This window comes from Cupriavidus sp. 05L310, assembly GCF_056398185.1.
This window is the reverse complement of the sequence record NZ_JBFTOX010000009.1, coordinates 20,497-46,509: the sequence shown is the minus strand read 5'-3', so window position 1 is coordinate 46,509 and position 26,013 is coordinate 20,497. Positions and strand designations below refer to the sequence as shown.

Below are 26,013 nucleotides of genomic sequence, written 5' to 3'. Positions count from 1 at the left end.
GACTGGCGAGGGTTTGAACGGGGCGCACGCCCCGTTTTTTTGTTTCCGCACGGCGGCGGGCCAGGGGCCAGGGGCCTATTGCAGGTTCGCTATGTAGTTGGCGAGGTTCTGGATATCCGCGTCTGACAAGCCACGCGCCACGCTGGTCATGTTGCCGGCGTCATTGGTGCGCTTGCGCGAGCGGAAGTCTTCCAGTTGCTTGACGATATAGGCGTACTGCTGTCCGGCCACGCGGGGAATTTCATTCTGCCCGCTGAAGCCGCCGAGATGGCACATGGTGCAGAGCACCTCTTCGGACTTCTTCCTGCCGGCTTCCACTTTTTGCCCGTCTGCCTTGAACTGGGAAGGAATGGGTTTCTGCGCAGCGAAATAATCCGCCAGGTCCAGCATATCCTCGCGCGATAGCGGCGCGGCCATCTGCGTCATCGGCGGGTGGCCGCGGCGGCCTTCCTGGAAGTCCTTTAGCTGCATGTAGATGTAGCGCGCGGTCTGGCCGGCGAGCACCGGATAGCCCGGATTGCCGGGGTTTCCCGTCGGCCCGTGGCAAGCCACGCAGGTTTCCGCCTTGCGCTTGCCGGCCTCGGGGTCGGCGCGCGCGATGCCGGCCGCGCATGCCAGCAACACGCACAGAACAAGTGCCAGCCCCGACAGCGCAAACTGCCGGGGCCGTCCGGGGGGGATGCGCATGCCTATTGCACGGCGAACACCAGCACGGTGTTGCCGCGCTTGAAGTCCAGTTGCGTGTTGCCGCCCGCCGCTACCGCGATGTACTGCTTGCCGCCCACCATGTAGGAAACCGCGGGTGCGTTGACCCCGGCGCCGCATTGGTACTCCCACAGCTTCTTACCCGTGCTCGCGTCGAAGGCCCTGAACAGGCCGTTGCCTTCCCCGTTGAACACCAGCCCGCCGGCGGTGGCCAGCACGCCGCCGATCAGCGGCTGCTCGGTCTTAAAGTCCCAGGCAACCTTGCCGGTATCGATATTGACCGCGGAGAGCTTGCCCCATTGCGCCTCGGACGGGATGGTCTTGAACGCGCCGCCCAGCCATAGCTTGCCACCGGGGTAGGGCGTCGCTTCCACCTGGTAAGTCATGGGCTGGTGCAGGTTGGCGGCATAGGCCAGCCGCGTCTTCGGGTCGAACGCCATTGGCGACCATTCCACGCCACCGTTGGCGCCCGGCAGCATGCGCGCGCCGGAGGCGGTGGGCAGCGTCCACATGTTCTCCTGCGGGATCATGGCCTGGGAGAAGCGGATCAGATGGCCATCGCGGCGGTCATGCACATAGATGTGGCCGGTCTTGCCGCCGTGGATCACGCCGGGAATCATCTGGCCGCTCTTGTCGCGCACGTCGACCAGGATCGGCGGGCTGGCGGCGTCAAGGTCCCACACGTCGTGGGCGACATATTGGGAGTGCCATTTGTAGGCGCCGGTATCCAGGTCGACTGCCACCATCGAGTCGGTATAGAGGTTGTCTCCGGGGCGGATGGCACCATACAGGTCGGGCGATGGGTTGCCCACCACGAAGATCGCCATCTTGTTCTTGCGGTCGATCGCCGGCGGCATCCAGACGCCGCCACCAAGGGACTTGTAGAAGTCGCCGCCCTTGTCGGCCAGTTGCTTCTTCTCCGCCGCGATGTCGCGCTTCATGTCGCGTCCCGTCGCGTCCGTGGTGGCCCAGACGCCTTCATGCCCTTTCTCGGGGATGGTGTAAAAGGTCCACAGCAGCTTGCCGTCGGTGACGCTGTAAGCCTTGAGGAAGCCACGGATGCCGTACTCCCCGCCGTTGGTGCCGATCAGGATCTTGTCGTCCACCACGACCGGTGCCATGGTTTCCGAATAGCCCAGCTCGGGATTGGCGATCTGGGTTTCCCACAGCAACTTGCCGGTTTTGGCATCGAGCGCGACCAGCTTGGCGTCGAGCGTGCCCATGTAGAGGCGGTCGCCGCTGACAGCCACGCCGCGATTGTTCGGGCCGCAGCAGAAGGTCGTGATCGGACCCATCTTGTGCTTGTAGTGCCAGAACTCCTTGCCGGTCACGGCATCGATCGCATAGACGTGGTTGTAGGAGGTGGTGAGGAACATCACGCCGTTGACCACGATCGGCGCGGTCTCCATGGACTCGATCACGGCGGTCTGGAACTGGAAGGCCGGCTTGAGCCTGGCGACGTTCTTGGTGTTGATCTGGCTGCCCGGGTAATAGCGGGTTTGCAGGTAGGAGCCGTTCGAGTGCAGCCAGTCGTTCGCGTTGCCGCCGGCGGCATCGAGTTGCGCCTGCGTAACCGATGGCAGGGGCCTGGTCATGGCGGCGCCGGTCGTCGTGGCGGCGCCCTGGACTTCGTCCGCGCCGAAGGCGACGGTCGCAACGGACGCGGCGCAGGCGGCAAGGGCCAGGAGTAGCAGGGGGAGGGTCAACCGGGAATGGCTGCGAGCTGCGAGCATGGGGAGCTCCTTTCTTGCATTCTTTTGTGCCCCCGGCTTTCCCAGGACAAAAGCATGTGCGCGTTGCGCACCGAGGCGGCCCGGGGTCAAAAGCAGTATAGGAAAGAGTGCAGGCAAAACAACCTTGTATCGCAATCGCTTGCATCACTGCCGCCGCCGCGCCGCAATATCAAAACATGCCGCGCCGCAACACGCGCTCGGACGCTCCTTGAATTAGCGCGCCTTACGCACCACACTTAGCCGGAAACGTGCAGCGATGAGGCTGGCCACCTATGCGTGGCGGGGGAGACGGACATGGACGGACGCACAGGATGGCGCGCGGGGATCGCCGCGCTGCTCTGCGGCATGGGCATGTTGTGGCTGCCGGCAAGGGCCGACGACGACATCGGCCTCAATGCCCGCTTGCTCGCGGCCGCCAGGGCGGGCGACGCCGCGGGCGTGCGTGCCACGCTGCAACAAGGCGCGGCGGTGGACGCGCGCAACCGCATTGGCGATACCGCATTGCTCTCCGCCAGCAAGCGGGGCCTGACCGAGATGGCGCGCACGCTGGTCGATCACGGCGCCAATGTCAGCCAGGCCAACGTGCAAGGCGTCACGCCGCTGATGGCCGCGGCCTTTGGCGGCTATGAGGAGATCGTGGCGATGCTGCTGGTGCGCCATCCTGATCTGACAGCCACGGATCGCGTCAACAAGAGCGCCATGGTCTATGCGGCAGGCGAGGGCCACGCCGGGGTGGTGCGGCAGTTGCTGGATGCTGGCGTGGACGTCAACGCCACCTACGGCAACGGGCTCACCGCGCTGATGTGGGCGGCCGGCTACGACCGGGCCGATACGGTGCGCCTGCTGCTCGCCAAAGGTGCCAGGCAGGATCTGCGCGACAATCGCGGACTGACCGCGCGCGAGATCGCGGAGCAGGTGCACGCGTCGAAGGTGGCGAGCTTGCTGGACGCGCCGCGCTGAGCGCCTTGCTTGCGGCGCGGCAGGCCCGGCACCCGATGCCGGCCTGGCCCCCTGTCATGCCGGGATTCCGCTACCGCCTCGTCAGACCGCCGTACGCCGCGGTGCTGGCGGCGCCGGGAAGGCGCCCGCATCCTCGCGCGTAGTTGGACCAAAGTCCAATATCTGCGGTCTTCCAACTGTCATAGTCTTAATCGAGCGTCGAATCAGGTGGGGCCCTGCGGTGCCTGTATGGGGAATTTCGCCATGAGCAAAGTCAAACCGTTCGTCGCAGTGGTTGATGACGACGAATCGGTGCGTCGTGCCATCAAGCGGCTTTTGCGCTCCATCGGGCTGTCATCGGAAACGTTCAAAACCGGGGACGAGTTCCTGGATATGTTCGATTCCATTCCGTCATATCGCCCAGGCTGCGTCGTGCTCGATGTGCAGATGTCCGGCCTGAACGGGCTTGAGGTCCAGCGGCGGCTCACGGGCAGCGGCATCCCGGTGATCTTCATCACGGCGCATGACGAAGCCGGTGTCCGCGAGCAGGCTTTGGCGGCTGGAGCGGCGGCCTATCTGCGCAAGCCGTTTAACGATGAAATCTTTATCAAGGCCGTGCGCACGGCCATCGATCCGACTTCCGAGGGGTGAGGAACGCGAACCGGCTTCGAGCGCCCGGCAAGCGGCTATTGGACCAAGGTCCAATTGTTTTAGCGGGACCCGGATATCACTATTGATATGAACCGGCAAGAACTTCAGGTGGGAATGCGCTTTACACCATGTCGTCATTTTCTGAATGGAGCACGCATCATGATCAAGTACCTTCGGCTTATTCTCGCGATTCCGGTCTTGCTGGTCGCGGTAGCCTGTTCGACCCAGCAGACGTCAACCGTGGGCGGTGACCCGCAACTGGAAGCGGCCGCGCGTGCGGCCCTGGCAAAGCTGAATGATACGAATCCCAGGACCAAGAACCTCCTGACCGCGGCGAAGGGGGTTCTCGTGTTCCCCGACATCATGAAAGCGGGCTTCCTCGTGGGCGCGCAAGGCGGCAACGGCGTGATGTTTGCCCCGGATGGCAGGGTGCTGGGCTACTACAACGCCACGGCGGTCTCGTATGGCCTGCAGGCGGGCGCCCAGACCTTCTCACTGGCAATGTTCTTCATGAACGACAAGGCTTTGAGCGATCTCAATGATAGTGACGGGTTGTCGGTCGGCGTTGGGCCGAGCGTTGTCGTGGTGGATGAGGGCGTTGCAAAATCCATGACCAGCCAAAACCTGACATCGGACGTCTACGCCTTCATCTATGGGCAGCAGGGCTTGATGGCCGGCCTCGGTTTGCAAGGTCAGAAGATCACCAAGCTCAGTAAATGAAGCCGATGACGGTGCCTGTCGGTGGGGCTCCACTTACAGCTAACGCGCGTCGCGCCCCTTGCGCTCGACGCGCGTTAGGTTCGCCTGAGCGCGACAGCAGCGTGGGGCGGCGTGCATTGCGCGGCATTGCCTGTTGGCCTGGTTCACGGAGGACCAGCGAACTGGCCGGCCAAGGAATATGGGGGAGTCTCAGGTCATGCTACGAATGCAGCGAGTCCCAATTGGCCTGATCGCGTGGATGCTGGCGTTCTGTGCCGCCGCGCAGCAGCCCATCATCTATCCAGCCAAGGGGCAGAGTACGCAGAAGCAGAACTCGGACACCGCCGAATGCCAGTTGTGGGCGAAGCAGAACACCGGGGTGGATCCCGTTGCCATTGCGCAGCAATCCGGCCAGCCAAGTGCTCCGCCGCAGCAAGGGGGGCGGGTCAGGGGCGCCGCGGGCGGCGCCGCCGTAGGCGCTGCGGTGGGTGCGATCGCGGGCGATGCCGGCAAGGGTGCGGCGGCTGGCGCGGTCACGGGGACCGTGGTCGGTGGCTCGCGCCAGCGACGCGGCAACCAGGCCGCGGCCGAACAGCAGCAAGCGGGTCAGCAACAGGCGTCCCAGCAAATGGCCACGTTCAACCGGGCGGTGGCGGCGTGCATGACGGGCCGGGGATACACGGTGCAGTAGTGCTGTAGTGCGGTAGTGCAGTAGAGGGCAGGGGCGGAGAGTTGGGGATCCACAGATGACAACGAAACCAAGGCGAACCGCGTTCGCGTCCGCGACAGCATGGCGCAGAGACGCGGGGACTATCGCGCTCGGCGAGATCCCCGGCGCAATGGCGTTGATGCTGGTGAATCGCGACGACGTGCTTGTGCTGTCTGGCTACGGCATGCCGCCGTAGCTGGCTGCGGGTCCGGCTTGCTTGCGTTGTGTTCCAAGAGTCCGAGTTCCCAATGGGAGACTCAAATGGTGATTTCACCTTCGCGGATCGTAAACGTCGGTTGCAGGCACGCGCTCAACCGCGCCCGCCTGCAGTTCGCGTTTGCCGGGGCGACCTTAGTGCTGCTTGCCGGCTGCCACAAGCAGGCGAACGAAGTGCCGCGTGCGATAACCGAAGTGACAGTCATGACTGTCGCGCAGCGTGACACGCCGGTCGAATTCGAGTTCACCGCCCAGACGCAAAGTTCGCGCGAGGTCGAGATTCGCGCACGTGTCGACGGCTTCCTGGAAAAGCGCGTCTATACCGAGGGTGCGCTGGTGCGTGCCGGGGAGACGCTTTTCCTGATGGACGCCAAGCCATTCGAAGCGGCGCTCCAGTCGGCAAAAGGCCAGCTCGCGCAGCAGCAGGCCAGGCTCACCGTGACCAAGGCCAATCTGGCCCGAGTGGTTCCGCTAGCCGCTCAGAACGCCCTCAGCCAGAAGGACCTTGACAACGCAACGGGCAACGAAAAGGAGGCCGAGGCCGCGGTGATCGCCGCCCAAGGCGAGGTCCGGACCGCGGAGCTCAACCTGAGCTACACGACGATCAAGTCCCCGCTCATGGGTCTGTCGAGCTTCGCAAGGCAGCAGGACGGCAGCTACGTGACAGCGGCCGCGACGGGCTTGCTGACCTATGTTTACCAGCTTGATCCGATGTGGGTGAACTTCAGCATTTCCGAAAATGAATTGCTGTCCTACCGCGACCAGGTCGAGAAGGGACAGCTGCGGTTTCCGCCCAACAACGACTTCGAGGTCACGGTTGTGCTTGCCGATGGCAGCCTGTTCCCGGGCAGCGGCCATATCAATTTCACCAATCCGGCATTCAACACGCAAACCGGAACCTTCCTCGTGCGGGCCTCGTTCGCCAATCCGCAAGGCACCCTGCGCCCCGGGCAGTTCGTGCGCGCACGGGTTGCCGGCGCGGTGCGCCCCAATGCGATTCTCGTGCCGCGACGTGCCGTGTTGCAGGGTTCCAAGAGCCATTTCGTCTGGACCGTCGATAAGGATTCGAAAGGCCATCAACGGGTTGTCGAAGTCGGGGAATGGAACGGCGATGACTGGTTCATCAACGCGGGCCTGAAAGCCGGCGAGCGGATCGTCGTCGACGGCGCCATTCGCGTCGTCGCCGACACGCCGCTGAAAATCACGCAGGCGCCGGCCCAGAAAGCCGCCGCCGATACGCCGCGCAGCGAAGAGCGAAGCCTGTCGCGGCGTCAGTCTGACACTATCGCGACGAACTGACCGGGCAGGCGAAATGAACATTTCCCATTTCTGCATTGACCGGCCGATCTTCGCGTCGGTCATTTCGATCGTGATCACGCTCGGCGGCGCGCTGGCGATGCTCAACCTGCCCATCGCGCAGTATCCTGACATTACGCCGCCGCAGATTACCGTCTCCGCCACGTACCCCGGTGCGACCGGGGATGTGGTTGCAAACAATGTCGCCGCGCCGATCGAGCAGCAGGTCAATGGCGCGGACAACATGATCTACATGAACTCTTCGAGTTCATCGACCGGCAACTTCACCCTTAACGTCTTTTTCGAGATCGGCACCAACCCCGAGCTTGCCCAGGTCGATGTGCAGAACCGGGTGAACCTGGCGCTGCCGCAATTGCCTTCGTCGGTTCAGGCCCAAGGCATCCAGGTGCAGAAGAAATCCTCGGCGTTCATGATGGTCCTCGCCATCTACTCGCCCAGCGAACGCTACGATGCAACCTACATTGCCAACTACACCAACATCTACGTGCTGGATGCGCTAAAGCGCATACCCGGCGCCAATCAGTCGAGCATCTTCGGCACGCCTGATTACGCGATGCGTATCTGGCTCAAGCCTGACCGCATGGCGCAGCTCGGTATCACGGCCTCCGACGTGCAGAAGGCGGTCGCCAACCAGAACCAGCAGTTCGCGGTCGGCAGCATCGGCCAGTCGCCAACCGGCACGGCAGTCGAGCAGTCATTCGCGGTAACCACCACCGGCCGCCTGAGCAATCCGGCCGAGTTCGAGAACATCATCCTGCGCGCGGCGAGCGGCGATGCCGCGATGGTGCGTCTCAAGGACGTCGGCCGTGCCGAACTCGGCAGCAAGGACTATTCGATCCGTAGCAAGTTCCAGGGCAAGCCGGCGACGGTGATCGCCGTTTATCAGCAGCCGGGCGCCAACGCGCTCGACGTGTCCAACCAGGTGCGCAAGACGCTGGCGGAGATGAAGAAGTCGTTTCCGGAAGGGCTTGAGTACGAAATCGCGATGGACACGACCGAGTTCACCCGTGCGTCGATCTCGGACGTCATTCACACCTTCTTCGAAGCGCTCGTGCTGGTGGTGATCGTCGTGTTCGTGTTCCTGCAGAGCCTGCGCGCCACTTTGATCCCGGTGCTGGCGGTGCCTGTGTCGATTGTCGGTACCTGCATGGGCATGATGGCGCTCGGGTTTTCGATCAACATGCTGACCTTGTTCGGCATGGTGCTGGCGATCGGCATCGTGGTGGACGATGCCATCGTGGTGATCGAGAACGTCGAACGGAATATGAGCGTCCACAAGCTGAATCCGAAGGACGCCGCCAAACGGGCCATGGACGAAGTCACGGGGCCGGTGATCGCGATCGTGCTTGTGCTGTGCGCCGTATTCGTGCCGGTGGCGTTCCTTGGGGGTATTACCGGACAACTGTACAAGCAGTTCGCCATTACCATTGCGATCTCGGTGGTGTTCTCGGGGCTGGTCGCGCTCACGCTGTCGCCTGCGCTGGCGGCATTGCTGCTGAAACCCGGACACCATGAAAAGAAGGGCTTCTTCAGGTGGTTCGAGAATGCCTTCGGGCGCATGACCGCTGGCTATACGAACCTGGTGAAGATGGTCATCAAGCGCTTCGTGGTCGCCTTGTTGCTGTTCGTCGGCATGATCGCGCTTGCGGTTGTCATGATGCGGTCGATCCCGACCTCGTTTCTCCCGCCCGAGGACCAGGGCTATCTGCTCGGGGCGGTGATCATGCCGGACGCCGCGAGCCTGGATCGCACCGGGGCGGTGTCACAGCACGTGACCGACTATTTCATGAAGCAGCCGGCCGTGGGCAGCGTCACGGTGGTCGACGGCTATAGCCTGCTCGACAGCCAGAACAAGAATAACGCCGGAGCGTTCTTTATCGGGTTCAAGAGCTTCGACGAGCGCTATAAATTCGCCAACATCAAAACGCAGAATGCGCGCGCCGTGCTGATCGACGCCTACGAGCAGCTGTCGAAGGTAAAAGAGGGGATCATCCTGCCGGTCAATCCGCCGTCGATCCCGGGGTTGGGTACGACCGGCGGCACGGAGATGTGGATCCAGAGCAAAGGGGACGGTTCCATCCCGCAACTCGCGGGCGTGGTGAACGACTTCATGGCCAAGGCGAAGCAGCGGCCCGAACTGGCCCGCGTCACGTCGACCTTCAATGCGGCGGCACAGCAGCTGCTGGTCAACGTGGACCGTGAAAAGGCGGAAACCCTGGGGGTGCCGGTCGAGGAAGTGTACAGCGCGATGCAGACCATGTTCGGCTCGCTGTACGTCTCGCAGTTCAATCGTTCGAGCCGGCTCTGGCAGGTCATCCTGCAAGCGGAGCCGTCCTACCGGCTCAAGCCCGGGGATCTCGACCAGATCTTCGTGCGCGGCAAGACCGGCAACATGGTACCGCTCAAGGCCGTGGTGACCACCAAGTTCGTCACCGGTCCGGATCTGGTGACGCGCTTCAATAATTTCCCGGCGGTCAAGATTACCGCCAATGCGGCCCCGGGATACAGCTCGGGGCAGGTCCTTTCCACGCTGCAAGAGGTGGCGGACGAGGTGATGCCCAACGACTACGGGGTGGGGTGGAGCGGCGAGGCGTACGAAGCCCTGAAGGCCAGCAGCTCGTCGGCGCTTGTGTTCGTGTTCGGCCTGATCATGGTGTTCCTGATTCTCGCTGCGCAGTACGAGAAGTGGAGCTTGCCGGTGGGCGTGCTGATGGCGGTGCCGTTTGCGCTCTTTGGCGCGTTGCTTGCCATCCTGCTGCGCGGCCTCGATAACGACGTCTACTTCCAGATCGGCCTCACGATGCTGGTGGCGCTGGCGGCCAAGAACGCGATCCTGATCTTCGAGTTTGCCGTGCTGAACCGGGAACAGGGTGAGTCGGTCTATGACGCCGCGGTCACGGCGGCGACCGAACGGCTGCGTCCGATCGTGATGACCTCCCTTGCCTTCATCCTGGGCTGCGTGCCGCTGGCGATCGCACTCGGCGCATCGGCGAACAGCCGGCATTCGATCGGGACCGGCGTCATTGGCGGCATGCTCGGCGCCACGGTGATCGCGGTGTTTTTCATCCCGATGTTCTTCTACGTGCTCGAAACCATGTCGGAGAAGAAGGGCGGAGGCAAGAAGACTCCCGGTCCGGAAGGCGGCGCGCCCGGCGAGCCGGCACCGGGCTCCATTGGGGCGGGAGCGGGCGGCCCGACGGCCACGCCGTCCGCCAGACGCGAGGACGAATGACATGCGCACTTCGGCTCTTTCGCTAATGGCCTTGCTGACGCTCGGCGGTTGCCTGCTCGGGCCGAACTATCAGCGGCCGGCCGTCAACACGCCGGCTACCTTCCGCTTTGCCGAGGCGGATGCTCAGGATCTCGTCAATACGACGTGGTGGGTGCAGTTCGAGGATCCGGCGCTCAACGATCTGATCGCGACGGCGCTGGCCGAGAACAAGGACGTGAAGATCGCGGCGGCGCGCGTCGAGCAGTTTCTCGGGCAATTCCAGAGCACGCGCTCGCAGTTGTTCCCGCAACTCGGCGCAGGGGCCGGGGCACAGCGTGAGCGCGTGCCGCTAGGGACGACGACATTGCCGTCCGGCGTCGGACAGGTATTCAACCAGTACCAGGCGACGCTCTCGGCGGCATGGGAGATCGATGTCTTCGGCAAGCTGCGCCGTCAGACCGAGTCCGCCCGGGCGAGCCTGCTGGCGAGCGAGGAAGGCAGGCGCGCGACGATCCTGACGCTCGTCGCTTCCGTGGCGTCGTCCTATGTGAATCTGCTGTCGCTCGACCGGCAACTGGAAATCGCCAAGGCGACCGTGGCAAGCCGGGCAGAGTCGGTGCACGTATTCGATCTGCGCTACAAGGGCGGGGAAGTTTCACAGATGGAACTGGCGCAGAGCCAGTCCGAATACGAATCCTCGCTGTCGACGATTCCGCAGATCGAACTCCAGATCGCGCAACAGGAGGATGCGCTATCCATCCTCCTGGGGCAGAACCCGCAACCGATCCAGCGTGACCGCAAGCTGGACGACCTGGTGTTGCCATTGGTGCCGGCCGGATTGCCATCCGAATTGCTCGAACGCCGCCCCGACCTGCGGCAGGCCGAGCAGGACCTGATCGCCGCCAACGCGCTGATTGGCGCGGCGCGCGCGCTCTACTTCCCGTCGATCTCGCTGACTGGCGTGTTCGGCACGGCGAGCACCCAGTTCTCGCAGCTCTTCACCGGCCCGGCCAGGTTGTGGTCATACGCCGGTGCGGTGACGGTGCCGATCTTCACCGCGGGCAACATCAGCGGGCAGGTCAAGCAGGCCGAGGCACTGCAGCAACAGGCGCTGTTCACGTACCAGAAGGCGATCCAGGTAGCTTTCCAGGAGGTCGCGGACTCGCTGGTGTCCTTGCAGAAGACGCGCGAGAAACTCGTTGTGCAGGGACGGCAGGTCGACGCGCTGGCGACCTACGCGAGGCTCGCACGGTTGCGCTACGAGGGCGGATACACGAGCTACATCGAGGTGCTGGATGCCGAGCGCAGCCTCTTCAACGCGCAACTGAGTTACGCCCAAGCGCAGGGAACGGTCTTTACCTCAAGCGTGAATCTCTATAAAGCGATGGGTGGCGGCTGGGTGGTCGACGCGGAACGTATGACCTCGGTAGTGTATGGCGACGGCGGCAATTCCGTACCACCGGACGCATCGCCCTCCGGTACAAGCAAATCACTGCCATGACCGCGGCGCGCCTGATCGCCTGCCACGAGTGCGATCTGCTGCAGCGTGAGACGGCGTTGCCAAGAGCCGGCATCGCACGCTGCCGGCGCTGCGGCGCGGAGCTCTATCGGAGCCGGCCGGAGAGCCTCGACCGAGCGCTTGCATTGACGCTCGCGGCGCTCGTGCTGTTCGTGGTGGCGAACATGTTTCCGGTGGTGGGGTTGTCGGTGAACGGCGATCTCGTCCAGACGACGCTGTTCGGCGCGGTTCGGATACTCTATCGCGACGGCATGTGGCCGCTCGCCGGCCTCGTGTTCGTCACCACGCTCATGATGCCGCTGCTGAGAATGCTGGCGATGACGTATCTCTTGCTACCGCTGCGGCTGCGACGGTTGCCGCGCCGGCCCGACGCGGTGTTTCGCGTCCTGGAACTGGCGGCGCCCTGGGGCATGACCGAAGTCCTGATCCTCGGCATGCTGGTCGCCTTGGTCAAACTCGCGCATATCGCCACGGTGGTGACCGGCGTCGCCATGTGGGCGTTCGGGGCGGTGATGCTGCTGCTCGCCGCCGCGTCCTCCGCCTTCGACGTTCGCGACCTGTGGGCCCGGATAGATGCGGCATCGCACGTAAGAGGGCGTGGCGTGATCGCTGCCTCGGCCACCACGGCTGCCCGCGCGGGCTTGCTGGTCTGCCACAGTTGCGGGCTGTTGTCGCGGCTGGCTCCTCATGCCCATGAAGGCAGCTGCCCGCGGTGCGGCACTCACCTGCACTTTCGCAAGCCGGCCAGCATCGCCCGTACCTGGGCGTTCCTGATTGCAGCGATGATCCTGTATATCCCGGCCAATCTGCTGCCCGTGATGGACACGAGTTCGCTCTTCGGCTCGGAGGAGGATACGATCCTGAGCGGCGTGGTCTACCTCTGGACCTCGGGCTCCCGGTTGTTGGCATGCGTGGTATTCATTGCGAGTATCGCGGTGCCGATGCTCAAGATCATCGCCATGCTGTTTCTCGTCAGTTCGGCACAGTTTCACTCGCGATGGTTGCGTGAGAGGCGGGCGCGCATCTATCGTCTGGTGGAAATCGTCGGGCGCTGGTCGATGCTCGATATCTACGTCATCACGCTTCTGGTTGCGCTCGTGCAGTTCAGTTCGCTGGCGACGATCAAGGCCGGCCCGGCCTCGGTCGCGTTTGGTGCGGTGGTGGTGCTGACGATGTTCGCCGCTATGTCGTTCGACCCGCGTCTGATCTGGGATGCCGTGGAGAAGGATCGTGGCTAATCCTCCTGAACAAGGCGACGAACCCGGCGCGCCTGACTTTCCCGAGGTGGTCGCCACGCAGCACTCGCGCTGGCGCCTGCAACTCGTCTGGCTGGTGCCGCTCATCGCAGTGCTGATCGGCGGCTGGCTGGCGGCACAGGCGATCCTCCAGAAAGGCCCGACCATCACCATCAGCTTCAAGACCGGCGAAGGTCTCGAGGCGGGAAAGACCAAGATCAAGTACAAGGATGTGGACATCGGCGTAGTCAAGAGCGTCATCCTGTCAAAAGACCATCGCGGCGTCATTGCAAGCGCTGAACTGGCCAAGGACGCGTCGGACTTGCTGGTCGACGACACCCGCTTCTGGGTCGTGCGGCCGCGCATCTCCGGCGGCACCGTATCGGGCCTGGGTACGCTGCTGTCCGGCTCGTATATCGGCACGGACGTCGGCAACCAGACCAAGTCGCGACGCGACTTCGTCGGCCTCGAGACCCCGCCGGTTTTCGCGAAGGATGTCCCCGGGAAGGAGTTCGTGCTCAAGAGCGAGGATATGGGCTCGCTCGATATAGGCACTCCCGTTTTCTTCAGGCGCTTGCAGGTCGGCCAGATTTCCTCCTACAACATGGATGCCGACGGAAATGGTGTCACGCTGCGGGTCTTTATCAATGCACCCTACGACAAGTATGTGCACGCCGATACGCGCTTCTGGCACGCAAGCGGTGTCGATGTGTCGCTCGATACAAGCGGCGTGAAGGTCAATACGCAATCGATGGTCGCGATCCTCATTGGCGGGGTCGCGTTTCAGTCCCCCGATGATGCAGAGAGTGGACCGCAGGCTGAGGCCAACGCCCAGTTCGATTTGTTCCGCGACCGTGCGGAGGCGATGAAGCGCCATGACAAGATTGCCGAGACATTCGTGTTCAGCTTCAGGGAATCGGTACGCGGCCTGACGGTCGGTGCGCCCGTCGATTTCCGCGGCATCGTGGTGGGCGAGGTGACAGGGATCTACACGCGCTTCGACCGGGAAAAGAAGGAGTTCAGCATTCCGGTCGAAGTGCGGATCTATCCGGAGCGTTTCACGTCGCGGTATGAGACGGGAGTCAAGGGGGGCAGGCTCACGGACAACCCTCACGCGCTTGCTGTGTGGCTGGTCGAACATGGCTTCCGCGGGCAGCTTAGAACCGGCAACCTGCTGACCGGGCAGCTCTACCTCGCGCTGGACTTCTTCCCCGCGGCTCCCAAGGCCACGGTGGACTGGGACGCCAAGCCGCCTGAGTTGCCTACGGTTCCGGGCGGCCTGCAGTCTCTTCAGGACTCGATTACAAGCCTGGTTGCCAAGCTCAACAAAGTGCCGTTCGAGGGCATCGGGAAGGATGTCCGAGTGACCTTGCAAAATGTGGACAAGCTGCTCAAGACGCTCGATGCGGAAGTGGCGCCGGAGGCGCGCGCCGCGATTGTGTCGGCGCGCACGGCGCTCGATTCGGCCAACAGCGCGATGCAGCCGGACTCGGCACTGTCGCAGAGTACAGCCGATACGATGCGGGAGCTGTCACGCACGGCGGCATCGCTTCGCGCTCTCGCGGACTATCTCGAACGCCATCCGGAAGCGTTGATTCGCGGCAAGACGGAGGACAAGAAGTGATGCGCTCTCTTCTTCTGATAGCTGCGGTACTTGCGGTTTCGGTGCTCGGTGGTTGCGCGAGTTCGCCTCAGGCGGTTTTCTATACCTTGAGTCCGGAGCGGACAACGGTGCCCGTTGAGGCCAGTGTCGCGCCACTTGCTATCTCGATCGGGCTGGTGGCGGTGCCGGACATTGTCGACCGCCCGCAACTGGTGTTGCGGGTCAATGCGACGCAGGTAAGGATCGACGAGTTCGCCCGCTGGGCCGAGCCGCTGAAGAGCCAGGTTGCGAACGTGATGGCTGCAGACCTGGCCCAGCTGTTTCCCGGTGCGCATGTTTCAAGCTATTTGCAATGGGCTGATCGTGCGACGGCGTACCAGGTTGCGGTCGACATCCAGCGCTTTGATTCCGCACCGGGCGATGCGGCGTCGATCTCGGTGTTGTGGCTGGTGCGGCCGCCAAAGCAGGGGACGCCGGTGAGCGGCCGCAGTATCGTGAGCGAGCCTGCCGGCGCTCAGGGTTACGATGCGCTGGTCGCTGCGCACAGCCGGGCGCTGGCCGCGGTCTGCCGCGATATTGCCGCGGCGATCCGCACGACGCGTGGAGAGTGACAACTTGGGATCGGCGCCGGCCGCATGGAGCGAATCAGGGGTCGGGCTTCGCCGCGGTCCGCTGTTTTTGCGGAAGGCGCTCGCCCAGCGATTCATAGATTGGCGGACAGCGCAACATGATGGGGACGACCATCGCGGTGAAGCAGGCTGTGAGCATGGGCAACAGCAATGTGAAGCTTGCCGTCATCTCCGTCACCAGGACGATGCCGGTGATCGGGGCGCGCACCACTGCCGTAAAGAAGGCCGCCATGGCGACCACGGCGAACGCGCCGGGAGAAGCGGCCACGCCCGGGAACCAGTGAATACAGATCCTGCCGAAGACAAGGCCCGTCTGCGCGCCCAGAACGAGCATCGGCGCAAACAGGCCGCCTGGCGTACCCGCGGCGTACGATACGGCTCCGAGGCCGAAGCGGATCAGGAACACCAGCGCGATGCCGGAAAGCGCGCCCGTTCCCGCGAGAGCGCGCTGTGTGATTGCGTCGCCGCCACCCACCAGGTCCGGAGCAAACCACGCGAGTAGTCCGACCCCGGCCCCGACAAGCGCGGCGCGCACTTCGGCCGGCCAGCGGGCGAGCCCATCGGCTGTGGCTAGCGCCCAGAGGATCGTGCGGCAATAGGCGACCCCTGCAAGGCCGACGACCACACCGAGCGCGAGGTGCGCCGGCACCGTTCCGGCACCGGGAAACGGTTGTGCTGCCATCTGGAAATCCGGCAGATCGCCGTGGATCAGGCGCGCTACCGCAATGGCGCCCGCCGACGCGCCGAGCGCAGCAATGGCCGTGCGCGTCTCGAACCGGCGCATCAGTTCTTCGAGGACGAACACCGCGCCGGCGATCGGCGCATTGAACGCCGTCGCCAGTCCAGCACCCGCGCCAGCCGCGAGCAGAACCCTGCAGTCGTCCGCGTTGCGGCGAACCAGTGTCCCGAACAGGTGGGCGATCGACGCACCCATTTGCACGGTGGGGCCTTCGCGGCCCAGGGCCAGCCCGGCGCCGATGGCGAGCACGCCACCAAAGAACTTGACCGGGACGAGCGCGAGGGGTGCGGCAGGCTGGTCGGCGCTCAGCACGGCCTCGACGTGAGGGATGCCGCTGCCGCTCGCCTCTGGCGCGAAGCGCCTGACGAGCCATGCCGCCAGGGCGGTCGAGGCCGCGGCGGCGAACAGGACGAGGACCAGTCCGATGACGTGCCCGTGTGCCCACGAGACGAACAGGCCGCGTAGTCTGTCCGCATGCTCAAGCGCCAACCGGAAGAGCGTCCCCAGCAGTCCGGTGGCCGCTCCCACGATGAGGGACGCGATGGCGAGCGCGACCAGCCCGCCGCGCTGTCGGTCGACATCGGTGCTGTTCATGATCTACGCATATCTACGCAAGCGCCAAGGCCGCTCGCGCAGGTAACGGCAGCGAACGCGGAGCGCGGGGCGATCTACGACGGTGTGCAGGCGCCAAATAGTACGAACACGTCTTCGCGGTTCACAAGCGTCGCGGACATGGAGCCGGTCTTGGTGTCGAGCGCAATGCTCCAGCCGTAGCCCAGCTCCGTGCCGATAAGAAGCAACTGCCCATTGCTTGGCTCCATGAAGCGGATGTCGGTGGAACGCTGCGGTCCCGACACGGTCTTCTTTGCGAAATTGATTTTCATGAATTGCGGCGCGCCCAGGATCGCAGGAAGCGTTCGATAGCAGACCTCCCCGATATCGCAGAAGTGTGCGTCGACGGTGGCGCACAAGAGCGGCTTGCTGCCGTCGAAGTCCGCGGCGAGCACCCATGCAGGTGTTGCACAAACAAGGGTAGCGAGGGCGGTTGCCCGCAATGTCTTCAGCATGGCGCTTCCTCCTGCCTGTCGTGAACCGGCCAGCGAAAGACGGGGCAACGGACTGGCTGGCCGGCGCCCCGATGATGCTGACGTGATCGCTACTCGACCGTGTAGCCACGGCCAGTCATGCATGCCGCCACCGCACGGTTGTACGTCGAAAGCTGACCCGATGCCTGCTGCTGCATGCTTTGTTGCTGCATGTCCATTTGTTGTTGTTCGCGCCGCATCCGCATGCCGGAGCCCATCGTGCCGACGAGCGCACCGACCGCGGCTCCCTCGCCCCAGTGGCCGCCCGCGGCCCCGCCGATCAGGGTCCCGAACAATGCGCCACCCCCGGCGCCGCGAAGGAGCCGGCCTTGCTGTTGTTGGGGTGGCGGACTTTGGGCCATGCGCTCCGCGAGCGCGACAGGATTGACGCCGGTGGTTTGCTGCGCCCACGACTGGCATTCCGCGGTATCGGTTTGCTGGCGCTGCGGACTCTGTCCCCTTGCGGGGTAGATGATGGGTTGCTGCGCTGCTGCGGCCGATGCCAGCGACGCGATTGCCAGGCCGATCAGAGTTCGAGCAGTTCCTTGCATGGCTCCAGGTCCCGGGTGTCATTCGCTACGGCGTCACCGCCCGATTGATCCGGGACGGTGAGAAAACCTCTCCGGCCTCAGGCCGGAACTCGCGCCCGGCCCGTGGGAATGCCAGGATCGGGCCGCTCATCTCGTGCAGAGGTGACTGGTGGTTGCAGGACGCGCATACGCTTCGATGCGTCCACGATGCTTCGCGGTTCGCCACGGCTGTAGGCAATATTGGTATCGCTGGCGCTCAAAGGCAATTGGACCTTGGTCCAATAGGGTACCGGCGCCGCAGACTCTCCGGCATCGTTCACGATCGGTTCGCGCCGGACCCTTCGCCCGCAGCCCGTAGCGACACCAGCCGCGCAAGCACGATCGCCGGATAAAGCTGGCCGATCAGCGCCTCAAGAATCGCAAGCGCCCGCGCAGCGTTGGCGACCGGCGTGATGTCGCCATAGCCTACCGTCGTCAGCGTGACAAAGCTGAAGTAGAGCCAGACCGAGCGATCCGAAGCCGTGTCGGTGTTCGGGATTCCAGTGTAGGCGCCGGGAACGTGAACGCTGACGAGCTGGTCGGCTTCCGCCCAGACAACCCCGATCAATATATAGAGGGCCACGGCGCCCAGGATCCGGTCGAATGTCACCGTGCCGGGGCTGAACACCTTGATCCCGATGACCACGCCAAGAAGGCCAAGTGAAACAAGCACGGTTTCGTCAAGTATCCCCTGCGAATGCGCCGGCGCAAAGAGCCATCCCGCCCAGCGCACCAGGATGGCCGCAGCGGCGACCAGCGCGACCATCAGGAACTGCAAGCGGCGGTCCGACACCGCCGCCACGCCGGTCAGGAGAATCAGCGACAGGAGCAACTCCCGCATCAGCCGCGCGTAGAAGCTGTCCGGCGCCACTGAAAACGGTACGACGAACACGAGCAGCAGGAGCAGGACCAGGAGCGCTACCATGCTCCCGGCGCGTATTTGCTGCGCGTGCTCACGCCACCATTGCGCATGTGCCATAGCCGCTCCCATCCGCGTCGGAAGCGGGCGGGGCCATGCCGGCGCACAGTCTCGACGCATTGCGCAGTGAACCTAGCACCACTGAAGAGCCGGCACTATGGGACCTTGGTCCAATTGCGTCATGGCGAGCGGGGAGCAAGATATGGCTGGGTCCCTCTTTTCCAATGCCGCTCCGTCGCGGCGCCTGCCATCCCAATATGTCGTGCCAGCCATCCGCGGTGCGTGCCGCACGAGGCGGCGGGGACCCCAGTGAATCGGGGGGGCAAGGCCAGGTCCGCCGGGCCGCGGTGTTCTCGGGTAGCTCTCTGGATACCCACGGGCGCTGCGCTCATGACCACATGCGGAGGGTTGAAGCATGAATCACATCGTCATCGCCCTGATCGTGTTCGTGTGCGTATTCGGCAGTTCGCTGGTCGGCATGTACACGCGCGCCGTGCTGCCGGAGAACCACCTCAGCGATCAATCAATCGGTGTTGTCAAAATGGCGACCGGCCTGATCGCAACGATGGCCGCGCTGGTGCTCGGGCTGCTGGTGTCGTCGGCAAAGGGCACGTTTGACACCACGAGCGCCGAGCTTGTGCAGAATTCCGCCAGCGTCATCCATCTCGATCGCGTGCTGGCCAAGTATGGGCCGGAAACGCGCGAGGTCCGGGGCTTGCTCAAGAGTATCTACGCCGAAAAGGTCCAGATCCTCGGTTCTTTGGACGAGACGCAGTTGGGGACGCTGGGTAATGCCGAAGCGGTCAGCCGGCTGGAAGAGTTCCAGCGCGCGCTGGAGGCACTGGCGCCCCGCGACGACCGGCAGCGTCAACTGAAGGCGCAAGCCCTCCAGATTATCGATAACGTGTTTGCTGCGCGCTGGCTGGCGTTGCTGCAGACGAAGGCTACGATTCCGATATCCCTGCTGATCGTGCTGGTGCTGTGGCTCTCCATTGTGTTCGGCACCTTCGGCTTGTTCGCCGACCGCAACGGGACCATCATTGCAGCCTTGATGATGTGCGCGCTATCGACGGCAGGGGCGATTTTCCTGATCGAGGAGATGAGCACGCCGCTCTACGGGCTGGTCAGCGTGTCGCTTGCGCCTATGCGCGACGCGCTCGCCCATCTCGGCCAGTAGGTCGGCGGGCCAGCAGGTCAGCGGTCAAACCACCGGTATTGAAGCGTGATGGAAACGGTCTGGAAGTTGCCGCCGATGCGTGCTGTCAGCCCGCGCGACCACGCGAGCTTCGCGGACCATTGCGCCGCAAGCGGAACGGACAGCGTGGCGCCGTAGCGCACGGTGCGCTGCAGATCCTGGCCCTGAGCGCCATTTACGCTTGTCTGACCGCCAGTGAAATACGTCACGTCCGCAGCGAGCCAAAGGCCGGGTCGCCAGTTATAGCCTCCGTGCCATTGGAATACAGGCAGCGGTTCCTGGCTGCGCCGATTGCCGCCGAAGAAGTCGTTGTTGTCGGTGAAGAACCACACGCCCGCCATTCCCTCCACGAACCAGTTGCCGAGAGGCTGGGATAACCCGATCTCGGGCTTGAATGCCCAACGGTTCGAACCCACGTTCACCAGGCGCGATGGCAGGTACTGGCCGGTCGGCGCGACCACGCTGAGGCTGGCGCCGAGTGAAGCGGTGGGGCTGCGTCGCGCGAATTGTTCCGGTGTGAGTGCCTCGCCACCCAGCAGAATCACGGCAAATCTCATCCTGATGTCGCCCATGCCTGACCGGTAGGCGTGCCCGGGCGCGCCCTCGACGTTGCCGGTCAGGTCCGCATTGGCGTAAGGAACCAACAACGCGACGCTTGCCGTACGTCCCGCAATCCCGAAGCTATGGGAGTAGCCCGCTGCGTAGGTATTGATCGTGGCTTGCAGGTCGGTCACCGGCAGCGAAGGATCCAGCAGGACCTCGCCGCTCGATCGCGCATAGCTCATCAACAGGAAGTTCGTTCCGACCGGCACGGCGGAATAGGCGCGCGGCTCCATTTCCTGCGCAGACCCGGAGACTGCCCAAAGGAGGATCATGCCGGTGCTCGCGTACCGAAGGCGCCGTACGGCACGTGTCGTTAATCCTGCCCGGTCCGCGCGCCATCTGCGCGCTTCAACCGACTTTGATTGGGTGGAACGCGAGTCAATCGGCATGTCTTTGCCAGAGGCACGGGAAGCCGGCGGAAATGATCTACTCTGTAGCAGAGTATGCGATGGCGCAAGGTCCTTGTGCCGGCCATAACAAGGGGTAGCCATGAGAATTCTAGCTTTGTTGGCATGTGTGATGCTTTGCTCGAACGCGTTTGCCGAATGCACCACCAACGCGCGCGGCGTTGTGGTTTGCAACAATGGAGAATCGGCTGGTGCTTATAACCGGAACACGGGCAACGCTGCGATGTCCGAAAAAAATCAGAATGGCGTGACGACGACAGAGACGAGCAAGGGCGGAGAGGCCAAGACCAAGAATGGCAAGGGCGTATATACAAGCCCGAGCGGGAAGACATGCGCCAGGACGGCCCGGCATGAGGGCTGCAACTGAAGATCCACGGATGGAGCCAGGCACACGCAGGCGCAGTCATGTTGCCGCGACTGACGCGGGGCTCCGGGGTTGGTGAGGGGACGGCAGATGAATGCCAGCCTTATCGGCGACCCGCACCAGCTCTGCCAGTGAATGTGCCTCCATCTTCTTCATCACGCGGGCGCGGTGGACCTTGATGGTCTTTTCGGCCGTGCCCAGTTCGCAAGCCATTTGCTTGTTCAGGCGGCCTTCGACCACCAGCGCCAGCACTTCCCGCTCGCGCGGCGTAAGCCGCTCGATGCGATTGTGAATCGATTCGATTTCGATGCGGCTCGCGAGCGCTTGCGACGCGCTCCCCAATGCGGTCTCGATGGCATTGAGCAGGTCGGTATCGCTGACCGGCTTCACCAGGAAGTCGGTCGCGCCCGCCTTCATCGCGCTGACGCTCATCGGGATATCGCCGTGTCCGGTGAGGAAGATGATCGACAGGGGCATGCCTGCTCCGCGCAATTCGCGCTGAAACTCCAGGCCGTTCAAGTCAGGCAGTTGCACGTCGAGTACCAGGCAGGCGTTGTAGTCCGCGGGAGGACCGCATTCGAGGTACGCACGGCACTCGAGCGCCGATCCGAACCCTTCGGCCCGGTAGCCTGCGGAGCGGATCAGGCGCGTCAACGCCCGGCGCACGGCGTCGTCGTCATCCACCACGAAGACGGTTGGTGTGGCGTGGTTCATGGTCGTTGTCCGGAGTGAAGGAACTCGGCTTCAGTGGCGATGGGCAAAGTGAAATGGAAGGTGGCGCCATGGCCACTGTTGTTTTCCGCCCAGATGCGGCCCCCATGCAGTTCAACAATAGTGCGGCTGATCGACAGCCCTAGCCCGAGCCCCTCGCGCTTCGACGTATAAAACGGCTTGAAGAGCTTGTCCAGCTTGTCGGCGGCGAGGCCGGGTCCGCGATCGCGCACCCAGACGCGCACCATGCCGGCGCCATCGAGCGCGGCGCCAACCACGATCTCGCGATCGTGCGCCGAGCGGGACTCCGTCGCGTGGAATGCGTTAAGCAACAAGTTCAGCACGACCTGCTGCACCTGGACGCTGTCGCCCTGCACGGGCGGCAGTCCGGGATCGACGTTCAGCAGCACGCGAATGCCGCGCACGATCGCGTCGCTGTGCACCAGCAGGACCACATCGCCGATGACGCGGGCAAGGCTGAGCGGCGCCGCCTCGAGTTCGCCTTTCTTGACGAGCGCGCGGATCCTGCGAAGCACTTCACTCGCGCGATGGTTGTCATCGACCAGGTCCTGCAGTATCTCGCGCACTTCGGCGAGATTGATCGGTTGTTTCGCCATGAATCGCTGGGCTGCCTGCGCGTTGCTCAGGATGGCCGTGAGCGGCTGGTTCAATTCGTGCGCGAGCGAACTTGCCAGTTCTCCGAGCGTGGAGACACGAGTCAGGTGGACGAGCTCCTGCCTGTTGCGCTGGAGTTCGTACCGCTCTGTCCGGTCAATGATGACCGTCAGCGTAAGCGGGTCGCCGTCGGACGCAGCGTGATTGGCTGTGATTTCCGCCGGGAATTCGGTGCCATCCTTGCGCCGCGCGAACAGGTCACGCGTACCGCCTGTCGCCCCGGCCAGCGGCGCGTCCACGGCGCCGGCACGGCGGACGGGATCGCCCTGCAATCCGGGAACGAGCGCGTCTGCGCTAGCGCCGATCAACTCATCCTGGCGATAGCCAAAGAGCGTTGCCACGCTGGCATTGGCCAGCACGATCCGGCCGTGCGCATTCGTCATCAATATGGCAAACGGCAGCAGTTCCAGCGTGCAGCGCAATGTCTCGTCGCGCTGCACTCGCTGCGTGGCGTCGCGGGCGCTTTCTGGCAGATCGCCGCGCGCTTCCGCAAGGGCTTCATGCGGCTCATGGTGAGCGGCGGTGCGCCGGAACCCGCCGGCGGCAGTGAGGCGCGCGCGGATGGGGCGCCAGCTCTGCCGCCAAGACTGGCGAGATCCTGGCGCCTCGCGAGGGCATGGCTGTTCCGCGGACGATCCTGTGGCCTGCTGCTCCCACGTTGCGTTGGCGACACGGGTACGCAGGAAGTTAAAAGCAAAAGGCCGGTGCGGCGGCTTTGTTGTGCCAAGGGCCGGGGTGATCGGCGCATCCGTGGCTGCGGGTGCCTGGCGATGGCGCGCGCGCCGGAACTGCAACATCAGCAGCAGTGCGATGAGCGCAGCCTCCAGGACGGCAGCGGTGTGAACGATGGTCATGGCGCCGTGCTCCCCTGTCAGTGGTTCGCGCGGCCTGCGCGAACCCGCTGCCGTCGGCAAGCCGGCGAGCAGACGAGCAACTCAGCGCGCATGCGGTCGTATCAGGCGCTTGCGCAGTTGCAACAACGTGCGCGTTACCGGACATCTCCGCAGGGCCATGAAGCGAACCTGTCCCATATCCCTCTTTGATTTGTTGCTGCATCGCGTCCCTGAAACGCGACGCAATTCCGTTTCTGCTGGCGGATACTGGCTTGCGACAGGGCGCTGGGGTGAATGAAGCATCACTGGCGGCCAGGGCAAACCGGTTATCAAGTGGCATATGGGCAAAAAAAGTTTAGGCGCTGTCGTCCCTTTGTAAAAGGCATTAGTCTCGATTGCGCAACTACGAAAGCGGCGATACCCAGCGGGTGAGGCCGGCCGGATGCTCGAATTCGCGATCGAATGGGACCAAGGTCCAATTGCCGGCACATTGCACGCGGACTATTTTTTCAGGTGAGTGTATTTGGCTGGCCGCATGGTCCCGCTTTCAGCCTCTCGTGCCTGCGTTCGCCACGGCGGGCCAGGCCGACGTCAGGGAGCCTGGCTGTGCGCACGGCTCTGAGCGCGGCGCTATCGTCGCGGGTGAAGCGCTCCACAATCTCATCACGTCTCACCACCGGCTCCATTCCCCGGGAACGATCATGGCGCAGCCAAAAAAAGCGACCCCTTCGGATGCAGCCGCGCTCGGGGGAAGGTTCGACCATACGATTCTGGTCCTGCAAGGCGGCGGCGCGCTGGGTGCGTACCAGGCGGGCATCTTTGCTGGACTTGCCGACTGCGGCCTGATGCCTGACTGGGTTGCCGGCGTTTCGATCGGGGCGATCAATGCCGCGCTGATCGCCGGCAATGCGCCGGAGCGCCGCGTGGAGCGCCTGAGCGAATTCTGGGACCGGATGTCGGCGCATGCGCCATTTATTCCACCTGCCTACCTGGACCCGTGGCGTCCGATGCTGAATGCCTTCAGCGCGGCATCCTCGGTAACGTTCGGGGTTCCTGGCTTCTTCACGCCACGGGTTCCCCCGCCTTTCCTGGCACCCGACGGCAGCATCGAAGCCCTGAGTTTCTATGACACTCGGCCGCTCAAGGCAACACTCGAGAAACTGGTCGACTTCGACGTGATCAACCGCAAGGATGTGCGGCTCTCGCTGGGTTCGGTCAACCTGCGCTCCGGGAACTCGGTCTATTTCGACAACGCGCAGATGCAGATCGGGCCCGAGCACGTGATGGCGAGCGGTGCGCTGCCACCGGGATTCCCGCCCGTGGAGGTGGACGGGGAACTGTACTGGGATGGCGGCATCGTTTCGAACTCGCCGCTGTGGTACATCGTCGACGAGAACTTCCGGTTGGGGGCGCTGGTCTTGCAGGTCGATGTATTCAGCGGGGCGGGCGAGATGCCGCAGAATCTGCGGCAGGTCCAGGAACGAGTCAAGGACATCCAGTATGCAAGCAAGACGCGCTTCAACACGATGCGCGTCAGGGAAATCGAAGGCCTTCGCGGCGCACTGCGCCGTGTCATCGACAAATTGCCCAAGGCGCTGCAGTCGGATCCGGATGTGGAGCGGCTCACGGCGATCAGCACGCGCGGCACCGTCGCGCTGCTGCATTTCATTAACCGGCACAACACGCAATCCTCCGATTTCAAGGACTACGAGTTCTCGCGCGCCACGGTGACCGATCTGTGGAACGGCGGGCTTGAGGACGCACGCCGCGCCGTCGCCAGTCCGAAATGGAAGGAAGCGTTGGCGCTTACCAGCGGGATCGGCATTTACGACATGACCTCGTAGCGCCCCGCCAACAGGAACACACGCCATGACCGAAGCAGAGATCAAGAGGCTCGCCTTCGCGATGCCGCTCACGAGTCCCGCGTTCCCGCCGGGCCCCTATCGTTTTATCAATCGCGAGTTTCTGATCGTTACCTACCGGACCGATCCCGCCGCGCTGGCTGCCGTCATTCCCGCCCCGCTGGAGATGACCGACCCGGTCGTGAAGTTTGAATTTATCCGGATGCCGGATTCGACCGGCTTCGGCGACTATACGGAAAGCGGCCAGGTGATCCCGGTGCGCTTTCGCGGCGAAACCGGCGGCTACGTGCACGCGATGTTTCTCGACGATGGATCGCCGATCGCGGCGGGCCGTGAAATCTGGGGCTTTCCCAAGAAGCTGGCATCGCCGCAGCTACGCATCGAAAAGGATACGATCGGCGGCGTGTTGCGCTACGGCCCGGTCCCGATCGCCGTGGCGACGATGGGGTACAAGCACAGGGCGCTTGACCACGACAAGATCCTGGCGTCGCTGTCGGCACCCAACTTCCTGCTCAAGATCATTCCGCATGTGGATGGCACCGCTCGTATTTGCGAACTGGTGCGCTACTTCTGCGAAGACATCACCGTGAAGGGGGCCTGGGAAGGGCCGGCCGGGCTCGAGCTGTTTCATCACGCGCTCGCGCCGGTTGCGTCGCTGCCGGTGCTCGAAGTGATCTCGGGCGTGCATATCTTGACCGACCTGACGCTCGGGCTGGGTACCGTGGTCCACGATTATCTCGCCGCGTGATGGCGTTCGCGCGCATTGGACCATGGTCCTATATCGGCCCCCCGGCGGGTTGCATAGTCTATGGATGGAATGGCTCTTCCCTGGCGTCAGGTCGTGACGGACCCGTGCTGAGGGAATCCAGGGTCAGGCAGCGTGTC

General features: G+C 63.8%; 23 protein-coding genes. 14 read left to right on the top strand and 9 right to left on the bottom strand.

The features are described from left to right. Positions 1-75 precede the first annotated feature (75 nt). Complete coding sequence (locus AC1DS6_RS08365; RefSeq protein WP_477102402.1) at positions 76-687, bottom strand: c-type cytochrome; 612 nt, start codon at positions 685-687, stop codon at positions 76-78. A gap of 2 nt (positions 688-689) precedes the next feature. Beyond that, positions 690-2,438 carry an outer membrane protein assembly factor BamB family protein gene (locus tag AC1DS6_RS08360; RefSeq protein WP_477102401.1) on the bottom strand — a complete coding sequence of 583 codons (1,749 nt, stop codon included), beginning with the start codon at positions 2,436-2,438 and terminating at the stop codon, positions 690-692. A gap of 294 nt (positions 2,439-2,732) precedes the next feature. On the opposite strand from AC1DS6_RS08360, the gene AC1DS6_RS08355 reads away from it, so the two are divergent. From AC1DS6_RS08355 to AC1DS6_RS08305, 11 genes are all read left to right on the top strand, one after another. Beyond that, entirely contained in the window at positions 2,733-3,398 is a 666-nt protein-coding gene (locus tag AC1DS6_RS08355) for an ankyrin repeat domain-containing protein (RefSeq protein WP_477102400.1), read from the top strand. Positions 3,399-3,641: 243 nt separating this feature from the next. Then, positions 3,642-4,028, top strand: coding sequence for a response regulator transcription factor (locus tag AC1DS6_RS08350; protein WP_441628136.1), 387 nt, complete (start codon positions 3,642-3,644; stop codon positions 4,026-4,028). 159 nt (positions 4,029-4,187) lie between these two features. After that, complete coding sequence (locus tag AC1DS6_RS08345) at positions 4,188-4,748, top strand: lipid-binding SYLF domain-containing protein (protein ID WP_477102399.1); 561 nt, start codon at positions 4,188-4,190, stop codon at positions 4,746-4,748. Positions 4,749-4,944: 196 nt separating this feature from the next. Then, the gene (locus AC1DS6_RS08340) at positions 4,945-5,418 is read left to right on the top strand and encodes a YMGG-like glycine zipper-containing protein (protein WP_477102398.1); all 474 of its coding nucleotides are present in this window, start codon (positions 4,945-4,947) and stop codon (positions 5,416-5,418) included. Between the two features lie 55 nt (positions 5,419-5,473). Beyond that, positions 5,474-5,632 carry a hypothetical protein gene (locus AC1DS6_RS08335; RefSeq protein WP_441628130.1) on the top strand — a complete coding sequence of 53 codons (159 nt, stop codon included), beginning with the start codon at positions 5,474-5,476 and terminating at the stop codon, positions 5,630-5,632. A gap of 65 nt (positions 5,633-5,697) precedes the next feature. Further along, positions 5,698-6,951 carry an efflux RND transporter periplasmic adaptor subunit gene (locus AC1DS6_RS08330; protein ID WP_441628128.1) on the top strand — a complete coding sequence of 418 codons (1,254 nt, stop codon included), beginning with the start codon at positions 5,698-5,700 and terminating at the stop codon, positions 6,949-6,951. Between the two features lie 13 nt (positions 6,952-6,964). Next, a complete protein-coding gene (locus AC1DS6_RS08325; protein ID WP_441628126.1) occupies positions 6,965-10,201 on the top strand; it encodes an efflux RND transporter permease subunit in 3,237 nt (1,078 codons plus the stop codon). Position 10,202: 1 nt separating this feature from the next. Beyond that, positions 10,203-11,681, top strand: a complete 1,479-nt coding sequence (locus AC1DS6_RS08320; protein WP_477102397.1) for an efflux transporter outer membrane subunit — start codon at positions 10,203-10,205, stop codon at positions 11,679-11,681. Then, positions 11,678-12,937 (top strand): paraquat-inducible protein A, encoded by a 1,260-nt coding sequence (locus AC1DS6_RS08315; protein WP_477102396.1) that lies wholly within the window; start codon positions 11,678-11,680, stop codon positions 12,935-12,937. Before AC1DS6_RS08320 ends, AC1DS6_RS08315 begins: the two co-directional genes overlap by 4 nt. After that, positions 12,912-14,558, top strand: coding sequence for a PqiB family protein (locus AC1DS6_RS08310; RefSeq protein ID WP_441628120.1), 1,647 nt, complete (start codon positions 12,912-12,914; stop codon positions 14,556-14,558). Before AC1DS6_RS08315 ends, AC1DS6_RS08310 begins: the two co-directional genes overlap by 26 nt. Then, positions 14,558-15,148, top strand: a complete 591-nt coding sequence (locus AC1DS6_RS08305) for a PqiC family protein (RefSeq protein WP_441628118.1) — start codon at positions 14,558-14,560, stop codon at positions 15,146-15,148. The genes AC1DS6_RS08310 and AC1DS6_RS08305 overlap by 1 nt, the downstream gene beginning before the upstream one ends. A 34-nt stretch (positions 15,149-15,182) precedes the next feature. Here AC1DS6_RS08305 and clcA read toward each other — a convergent pair whose 3' ends face one another. The 4 genes from clcA to AC1DS6_RS08285 all read right to left on the bottom strand — a co-directional run bounded on the left by clcA (position 15,183) and on the right by AC1DS6_RS08285 (position 18,484). Then, positions 15,183-16,499 carry a H(+)/Cl(-) exchange transporter ClcA gene (clcA, locus tag AC1DS6_RS08300; protein WP_477102395.1) on the bottom strand — a complete coding sequence of 439 codons (1,317 nt, stop codon included), beginning with the start codon at positions 16,497-16,499 and terminating at the stop codon, positions 15,183-15,185. Between the two features lie 74 nt (positions 16,500-16,573). Next, positions 16,574-16,972 (bottom strand): hypothetical protein, encoded by a 399-nt coding sequence (locus tag AC1DS6_RS08295; RefSeq protein ID WP_477102394.1) that lies wholly within the window; start codon positions 16,970-16,972, stop codon positions 16,574-16,576. Between the two features lie 89 nt (positions 16,973-17,061). After that, the gene (locus AC1DS6_RS08290) at positions 17,062-17,541 is read right to left on the bottom strand and encodes a glycine zipper family protein (protein ID WP_441628112.1); all 480 of its coding nucleotides are present in this window, start codon (positions 17,539-17,541) and stop codon (positions 17,062-17,064) included. A gap of 295 nt (positions 17,542-17,836) precedes the next feature. After that, positions 17,837-18,484, bottom strand: coding sequence for a potassium channel family protein (locus AC1DS6_RS08285; protein WP_441628110.1), 648 nt, complete (start codon positions 18,482-18,484; stop codon positions 17,837-17,839). Between the two features lie 409 nt (positions 18,485-18,893). Between AC1DS6_RS08285 and AC1DS6_RS08280 the strand changes: the two genes are divergently transcribed. After that, positions 18,894-19,655 (top strand): bestrophin-like domain, encoded by a 762-nt coding sequence (locus AC1DS6_RS08280; protein WP_441628108.1) that lies wholly within the window; start codon positions 18,894-18,896, stop codon positions 19,653-19,655. A 17-nt stretch (positions 19,656-19,672) separates the two neighbouring features. Here AC1DS6_RS08280 and AC1DS6_RS08275 read toward each other — a convergent pair whose 3' ends face one another. From AC1DS6_RS08275 to AC1DS6_RS08265, 3 genes are all read right to left on the bottom strand, one after another. After that, entirely contained in the window at positions 19,673-20,548 is an 876-nt protein-coding gene (locus AC1DS6_RS08275; protein ID WP_441628106.1) for a transporter, read from the bottom strand. Positions 20,549-21,086: 538 nt separating this feature from the next. Then, positions 21,087-21,761, bottom strand: a complete 675-nt coding sequence (locus AC1DS6_RS08270) for a response regulator transcription factor (protein WP_441628102.1) — start codon at positions 21,759-21,761, stop codon at positions 21,087-21,089. Next, on the bottom strand, positions 21,758-23,287 hold the full coding sequence (locus tag AC1DS6_RS08265) for a sensor histidine kinase (protein ID WP_477102393.1): 1,530 nt from the start codon (positions 23,285-23,287) through the stop codon (positions 21,758-21,760). Before AC1DS6_RS08265 ends, AC1DS6_RS08270 begins: the two co-directional genes overlap by 4 nt. 374 nt (positions 23,288-23,661) lie before the next feature. On the opposite strand from AC1DS6_RS08265, the gene AC1DS6_RS08260 reads away from it, so the two are divergent. Next, complete coding sequence (locus tag AC1DS6_RS08260) at positions 23,662-25,110, top strand: patatin-like phospholipase family protein (RefSeq protein ID WP_441628096.1); 1,449 nt, start codon at positions 23,662-23,664, stop codon at positions 25,108-25,110. 25 nt (positions 25,111-25,135) lie between these two features. Continuing rightward, complete coding sequence (locus AC1DS6_RS08255) at positions 25,136-25,876, top strand: acetoacetate decarboxylase (RefSeq protein ID WP_441628094.1); 741 nt, start codon at positions 25,136-25,138, stop codon at positions 25,874-25,876. Positions 25,877-26,013: the final 137 nt, after the last annotated feature.

Excerpts from the sequence above, each read along its gene's own strand:
- AC1DS6_RS08320 (WP_477102397.1), top strand. The coding sequence starts at position 10,203 with ATGCGCACTTCGGCTCTTTCGCTAATGGCCTTGCTGACGCTCGGCGGT.
- AC1DS6_RS08280 (WP_441628108.1), top strand. The coding sequence starts at position 18,894 with ATGAATCACATCGTCATCGCCCTGATCGTGTTCGTGTGCGTATTCGGC.
- AC1DS6_RS08265 (WP_477102393.1), bottom strand. The coding sequence starts at position 23,287 with ATGACCATCGTTCACACCGCTGCCGTCCTGGAGGCTGCGCTCATCGCA.
- AC1DS6_RS08315 (WP_477102396.1), top strand. The coding sequence starts at position 11,678 with ATGACCGCGGCGCGCCTGATCGCCTGCCACGAGTGCGATCTGCTGCAG.
- AC1DS6_RS08285 (WP_441628110.1), bottom strand. The coding sequence starts at position 18,484 with ATGGTAGCGCTCCTGGTCCTGCTCCTGCTGCTCGTGTTCGTCGTACCG.
- AC1DS6_RS08335 (WP_441628130.1), top strand. The coding sequence starts at position 5,474 with ATGACAACGAAACCAAGGCGAACCGCGTTCGCGTCCGCGACAGCATGG.
- AC1DS6_RS08295 (WP_477102394.1), bottom strand. The coding sequence starts at position 16,972 with ATGCTGAAGACATTGCGGGCAACCGCCCTCGCTACCCTTGTTTGTGCA.
- AC1DS6_RS08270 (WP_441628102.1), bottom strand. The coding sequence starts at position 21,761 with ATGAACCACGCCACACCAACCGTCTTCGTGGTGGATGACGACGACGCC.
- AC1DS6_RS08255 (WP_441628094.1), top strand. The coding sequence starts at position 25,136 with ATGACCGAAGCAGAGATCAAGAGGCTCGCCTTCGCGATGCCGCTCACG.
- AC1DS6_RS08365 (WP_477102402.1), bottom strand. The coding sequence starts at position 687 with ATGCGCATCCCCCCCGGACGGCCCCGGCAGTTTGCGCTGTCGGGGCTG.
- AC1DS6_RS08360 (WP_477102401.1), bottom strand. The coding sequence starts at position 2,438 with ATGCTCGCAGCTCGCAGCCATTCCCGGTTGACCCTCCCCCTGCTACTC.
- AC1DS6_RS08275 (WP_441628106.1), bottom strand. The coding sequence starts at position 20,548 with ATGATCCTCCTTTGGGCAGTCTCCGGGTCTGCGCAGGAAATGGAGCCG.
- AC1DS6_RS08340 (WP_477102398.1), top strand. The coding sequence starts at position 4,945 with ATGCTACGAATGCAGCGAGTCCCAATTGGCCTGATCGCGTGGATGCTG.
- AC1DS6_RS08345 (WP_477102399.1), top strand. The coding sequence starts at position 4,188 with ATGATCAAGTACCTTCGGCTTATTCTCGCGATTCCGGTCTTGCTGGTC.
- AC1DS6_RS08310 (WP_441628120.1), top strand. The coding sequence starts at position 12,912 with ATGCCGTGGAGAAGGATCGTGGCTAATCCTCCTGAACAAGGCGACGAA.
- AC1DS6_RS08330 (WP_441628128.1), top strand. The coding sequence starts at position 5,698 with ATGGTGATTTCACCTTCGCGGATCGTAAACGTCGGTTGCAGGCACGCG.
- AC1DS6_RS08305 (WP_441628118.1), top strand. The coding sequence starts at position 14,558 with ATGCGCTCTCTTCTTCTGATAGCTGCGGTACTTGCGGTTTCGGTGCTC.
- clcA (WP_477102395.1), bottom strand. The coding sequence starts at position 16,499 with ATGAACAGCACCGATGTCGACCGACAGCGCGGCGGGCTGGTCGCGCTC.
- AC1DS6_RS08350 (WP_441628136.1), top strand. The coding sequence starts at position 3,642 with ATGAGCAAAGTCAAACCGTTCGTCGCAGTGGTTGATGACGACGAATCG.
- AC1DS6_RS08290 (WP_441628112.1), bottom strand. The coding sequence starts at position 17,541 with ATGCAAGGAACTGCTCGAACTCTGATCGGCCTGGCAATCGCGTCGCTG.
- AC1DS6_RS08325 (WP_441628126.1), top strand. The coding sequence starts at position 6,965 with ATGAACATTTCCCATTTCTGCATTGACCGGCCGATCTTCGCGTCGGTC.
- AC1DS6_RS08355 (WP_477102400.1), top strand. The coding sequence starts at position 2,733 with ATGGACGGACGCACAGGATGGCGCGCGGGGATCGCCGCGCTGCTCTGC.